The organism is Frigoribacterium sp. UYMn621, assembly GCF_040549525.1.
In the GTDB taxonomy this organism is placed as follows: domain Bacteria; phylum Actinomycetota; class Actinomycetes; order Actinomycetales; family Microbacteriaceae; genus Lacisediminihabitans.
Window position 1 is genome coordinate 1 of record NZ_JBEPTM010000034.1, and the last position, 4,793, is coordinate 4,793.

The window sequence follows — 4,793 nt, forward strand, 5'->3', positions numbered from 1 at the left end:
GTGAATTTCCGGCGTGGCGCGGTCATGCGGTTCTCTACTTTCAGTGAACCCTCATTTTAAGAGGGCCCACTGTCCGAGATATCCGCAGCAGCCCAGAGCACGCGAAAGGGAGATGAATGGAAGCACGGGATCCTGTCGGATTTGCCAGGGCACACGTCCTGGTATTCAGCGGCAGATGCCCCGGATCGCTCACAGAAGCAGCCACGGAGCAACATATTTCCAGCAGTATATTCCAACGGAGCATCCCCAGAACCCACAAATGGGCCTAGGCGCGGGGAGTTGTTGCGCGGTTTCTTGCAAGAATTATCCGGCCGTCGTGATATTTCTGGTATCCACCGGGAGGGCCATCAACGGAATTACCAACAATGACAGTGTCATCGCCAGGTTTTACTCCAACAAGGCCGACTAGTTGGCCGATGCCTCAGCGGAACCTGCCACACGAATTAGCGGGACCATCACGACAGTGCGGTAGCCGTCCCGCTACCGGGTGCCTGTGAAAGCTAAAAAGGCCCTCGAATCCATGTCCGGCCGCGGGTGCACACTCGCGTCCGCGTCCTGGCCCCTTGCCGGTTCGGCTTACGGGCGGCCCTCGAGGCCAAAAAGTGGTCTCCAGCGCGCTCTCCAGAACGCTCGAAATTCCGTCCGGTGATCGTCCCGCTTGCGGGATTGAGTGAGGTGTTAGGGGAAGATCAATTTGGTTTTGTTAGCTATCGGATCGCGAGTTGCGGCATCGTTGTAGAGGGATCGGCAGCGAAGGGTTCGCTCACGATCCCAAGCCCCAGCGTGCACACACCTCCGGCAGGGCCAGAGTGAGCACGTAGCGGACCGTATTCCAATCATGGCCAGAGTCCGGGGACACGATCAGTCGTGTTTTCATTCCTGACCGGGCCGCAGCCGCTTCGACCGTGCGCGCGTAGGCCCCGAATTGGTGGTCCTTCACACCGGCCCCGAAGATTGCAAGGCTGTCCTCATACGGAGCGTGCCGAGCTAGCAGTGGTAACGGCTTGATCGCCCTGTACGCGGATCGGGATCCTCCAAACGCGTCAGACAGCGTGTTCGCGCCCGCCGACGGCACTACTTCGCCCAGGATGTCGATGGTCGAGCCGAACAGGTCCGGCCGGCCGGCACCGAATTGGATCGAACAGGTGCCTCCCTCCGAGTAGCCTCCAACACCCCAGTATCGGCCGCTCGTGGCAACATGCAGGTGAGTGAGAATCCACTCCCGAACATCCACAGTGAGATAGGTGGCTGCTTTGCCGAGTCGAGAATCCGCGCACATGGGATTTTTCAGCGGTGCCCCGAGCTGGTCCGGTACGACGACGATGGGTGCGAGCCCGGCATGTGCTGCCGCGTACGAATCGAGTATCGCTGGCACCCGGCCTGAGGTGAACATCTCGGTGGGGGTCCCGGGTTGTCCAGTGAAGAGAATCAGGAGCGGCAGCACAGGTGGGTCTGCCACGAGCGCTGCCGGCGGGAGGTAGACAGCAGCCTTGCGCGCCACGAAATGAGACGTGGCCCCGGGGATCGTCACCATGCCGACAGTTCCGTGTGTGGGCATCCCGGTATGGTCGCGGAGCTTCCAGGTCTTCGCCAAGGAGGCATCCATCGTGCCGGCGTGAGCGGACATGCGCGCCGCCGGCAGTGCGGAGTACGGGCTCACGCCGAGCGCGTCGTTCAGGTTTCGATACGCACCAAAGTCGACATTGATGCCTGCACCGGCCGCGACGAGAAACGAAAGGATCGAGATGGCCGCTATTGTCTTACGCCACCATCTACTCGCCCAGAAGTTGGAAACAGCGAGAAATACCCCAGAGAAGACCAACACGACCCATACGTGTACCACTGGGGTCAGGGCGATACCGAAAACATTCCATACATCGCTGACCAGCCAGACGAGAACGCCACCCACAAGGGCACCGCCCGTCGCGATGGCGATCCCCCGTATGAGTAGCCGGCTCTTAGTTCGCACCAGCAGGTAAACGAAAAACGAGACTGCCACGGCGTCGACCGGGAGGAGAAAGGAGCGCCTGCCGAGGGAGAGGTGAAACAGCCAATCCATGTCGCGAGATCTTTCGGGCCGGTGCGGTGGTCAGTGCCGGGAATGTCACGCCCGCAGGATGTGCCACGATGCAGAGGTCTATGCCGAACGGCGTGGAGGATTCAAGAAATCGAACCTGACGAGGCGCCCCGATAGGCGCATCCCCCTCGAGCGCTTTCGCGCCGACTGGATCGTATCAAACAGACGTGCTGGCAGGGCGAATTTAGGCCCACTCGGCGAGTTTGGTTGCCGTCGAGACCTCGCCGTAGATTGTTCCGCCTCCGGGCGGCCCTTTCGGGTAAAAGTGGCCCCCAGAGCGCTTTACTGGCCGCTCGAAATCGCGTCCGCTGATCGTTCGGCCTTCCCCTTGCGGTGCCACTCGATGTTCCGGTGGCGGCACGAGGGCACTGTTTCGTTCGCGTTCTCTCGTCTGTCCTGTACCCCTTCCACCGCACCCTTTAGTGGTACGCTATCAAGTACTATTTAGAGGAGAGGGTCATGTCGGCAATAACCGCAACTGAAGCACGTAAGAGTCTGTTCGGACTCATCCAGCAGGTCAATGATGACCACACTGCTGTCGAGGTTGTCTCCCGACACGGGAACGCAGTAATCCTGTCGAAAGAGGACTACGACGCGATAACCGAAACCGCCTATCTGCTGCGGAACCCGGCGAATGCCGAGCGGTTGCTCACGTCAATCGAGCGAGCGCGGCGCGGAGAGTTCGAGCAGCACGACCTCTTGGACGCGTGACTCGCACGATCACCTTCGACCCGAATGGGTGGGAGGACTACCTCTATTGGCAAACCCAGGATCGTAAGACTCTCAAGCGAATCAACCTGCTGATCGCCGACGTGTTGCGCGATCCCTTTGCAGGCATCGGCAAACCTGAGCCCCTCAGGCACATTCTCTCTGGCGCGTGGTCCCGCCGTATCGACGACGCGAACCGTCTGGTCTACTACGTCACGGATGACCACATCGTCATCCTGCAATCCCGCGAGCACTACTGACCCGAGATCTACGTGTCGCGCCCAAAGTTCCGCTTGCGGGCAACTCAAATATCGAAATACGCCCGGAAATCGGCTTCGAAGAACACGGTGAAATCCGTCCCGCTGACCATCCCGCTATCGGGGAGGCCAATGTGAGTTTCTATGAGGGCGCTGTCCGCTACTCCGGCGTGAATACCAGTTCAATGGTTGTTTCAAAGTGTTGGGTGAGTCTGATTGCAAGAGCGAGGCTGGGCGCGTAGCGGCCCTTTTCTATTGAGATGATCGTCTGACGGGATACCCCTACAATTTTGGCCAGTTCTTCTTGCGAGTAGCCGTGGCTGCGTCGAAGGGCGGCGATGGAGTTTTTCACCTGTCTTCGTTGACGCTGCGGCGCAGCATCGCATAGCGGATCCAGAACAGGGCAATGCAAAGCGCCACCAATCCGTAGACTTCTAGCGCCGTAATGAACTGCTCCTCTATCACCAGCAAGAGACCGAACGCGACGGCTATCACCAGCGCGTATGTGAAGGCGTCGGAGCCAGCGTGCTTCGCGAGTGCGTGTTCGATGCTGTCTGGCTCGGCCGTGCGGTTTTTCTTTTCTAAATGCTTGCGAACCAGCAAGCTGCCGATGCCAGAGCTGAACACGATCAACCCGTAGAGAATTGGTGGAAGGAGGGCAAGCTCATTGGGCAGGACGTGAGCCAATGCCCATACGGCCAAAATTGCGATGACCCCGTAACCGACAAAAGTAATCCAGGCGCGCATTCCACTCCGATGTAAAGGACACTGTACATAACGATAGCATCAGCAGTGGTCGACGTAAAGGTATCTTTACTCAGCGACAGACGAGTGCGCGACGTCTGCAAAAGACTCAGTGGAGGCCGCTTACCGCAGTTACCGCTCGCGGACGTGACCGTGGCAGGGGAGGTACGAAGCACGCTTCTGTCAACACCGGTGAGGGTCCCTCGTGCGGCCAGGGCCCCTCTGCAGCGCGACCTTTCGGATGCCTGGGCCCGGACGCCGGCGTCGTGCTCGTATGGCATTGTGCGTCGAGATTTGCTCGGCCGGCTTGAGCGGTCCTTTCGTGTGCCTGTCGACAACGAATTGGGACTCGTCGCGGTCGAGCGGCGGGGATTGGCGCGCGAAGTCGATCCGGTTATGTATCAGCGGCTGATGTTGTGTGGTGTCGATACCCTGAGGCATGACTTACGAAACGAATTTCGCCGCCTACATCATTGCTGCCGCAATGCTCCTCGTTGTCGTCGTGACGCAGCTTGCCGCGTCGGGCAAGATTCGCCGCAATGGCTTCGTTGGGCTCAGGATTCCTCCCACGATGGCCAGTGAGGCTGCCTGGGTAGCAGGTCACAGGGCCGCTCGGGCTCCGTCATGGATTGGCTTCGTTGCTGTCGCGATCGCTGCAGGGGTAGCCCAGTTCACGCCCGAGGCCACGACTGCTCCCATCGTGCTCTTGTTTCTATTCCTAGGGTGGTCCGTCGTGGCCGCCTGGCGCGGGGCGGGGACCGCAATGAGCTGAATTTAGATCTGAGCAGCCCACCCGATCAAGCTAGCGGACGAGGTCCGCCCGTGCGCAAGGGGTTCCCCTGCGGGCACCCCTCCAAGCGGGAAAACACGCTCAATTCGATCTCCGGTGGGGGTGCCAAATTCAGCCCAGCAGGGTCACGTCCCGCATAGTGGTGTAACTCACGGTGGCTTGCCGCGTCGGTGACGACGTGGGCGCGGCCACCGTGTGATCCTTCGAGGAAACTCTC

The 4,793-nt window shown here is 59.9% G+C and carries 6 protein-coding genes; 3 read left to right on the top strand and 3 right to left on the bottom strand.

Annotated elements, in window-relative coordinates:
- Nucleotides 1-763: 763 nt before the first annotated feature.
- Nucleotides 764-2,059, bottom strand: coding sequence for an alpha/beta hydrolase (locus ABIB54_RS17525; protein WP_354576816.1), 1,296 nt, complete (start codon nucleotides 2,057-2,059; stop codon nucleotides 764-766).
- Nucleotides 2,060-2,536: 477 nt separating this feature from the next.
- Between ABIB54_RS17525 and ABIB54_RS17530 the strand changes: the two genes are divergently transcribed.
- Together ABIB54_RS17530 and ABIB54_RS17535 are read left to right on the top strand one after the other, a co-directional pair.
- Complete coding sequence (locus ABIB54_RS17530; RefSeq protein WP_354576817.1) at nucleotides 2,537-2,788, top strand: type II toxin-antitoxin system Phd/YefM family antitoxin; 252 nt, start codon at nucleotides 2,537-2,539, stop codon at nucleotides 2,786-2,788.
- Nucleotides 2,785-3,045, top strand: coding sequence for a Txe/YoeB family addiction module toxin (locus tag ABIB54_RS17535; protein ID WP_354576818.1), 261 nt, complete (start codon nucleotides 2,785-2,787; stop codon nucleotides 3,043-3,045). Before ABIB54_RS17530 ends, ABIB54_RS17535 begins: the two co-directional genes overlap by 4 nt.
- Before the next feature lie 157 nt (nucleotides 3,046-3,202).
- Here ABIB54_RS17535 and ABIB54_RS17540 read toward each other — a convergent pair whose 3' ends face one another.
- Complete coding sequence (locus ABIB54_RS17540) at nucleotides 3,203-3,394, bottom strand: helix-turn-helix transcriptional regulator (protein ID WP_354576819.1); 192 nt, start codon at nucleotides 3,392-3,394, stop codon at nucleotides 3,203-3,205.
- On the bottom strand, nucleotides 3,391-3,789 hold the full coding sequence (locus ABIB54_RS17545; protein WP_354576820.1) for a hypothetical protein: 399 nt from the start codon (nucleotides 3,787-3,789) through the stop codon (nucleotides 3,391-3,393). Before ABIB54_RS17545 ends, ABIB54_RS17540 begins: the two co-directional genes overlap by 4 nt.
- A 436-nt stretch (nucleotides 3,790-4,225) precedes the next feature.
- On the opposite strand from ABIB54_RS17545, the gene ABIB54_RS17550 reads away from it, so the two are divergent.
- Nucleotides 4,226-4,558 carry an SdpI family protein gene (locus ABIB54_RS17550; RefSeq protein ID WP_354576821.1) on the top strand — a complete coding sequence of 111 codons (333 nt, stop codon included), beginning with the start codon at nucleotides 4,226-4,228 and terminating at the stop codon, nucleotides 4,556-4,558.
- The last annotated feature ends 235 nt before the right edge of the window (nucleotides 4,559-4,793 follow it).

What these genes read in the sequence shown, in the direction of transcription:
- ABIB54_RS17530 (WP_354576817.1), top strand. Translation starts at nt 2,537, where the DNA reads ATGTCGGCAATAACCGCAACTGAAGCACGTAAGAGTCTGTTCGGACTC.
- ABIB54_RS17545 (WP_354576820.1), bottom strand. Translation starts at nt 3,789, where the DNA reads ATGCGCGCCTGGATTACTTTTGTCGGTTACGGGGTCATCGCAATTTTG.
- ABIB54_RS17525 (WP_354576816.1), bottom strand. Translation starts at nt 2,059, where the DNA reads ATGGATTGGCTGTTTCACCTCTCCCTCGGCAGGCGCTCCTTTCTCCTC.
- ABIB54_RS17550 (WP_354576821.1), top strand. Translation starts at nt 4,226, where the DNA reads ATGACTTACGAAACGAATTTCGCCGCCTACATCATTGCTGCCGCAATG.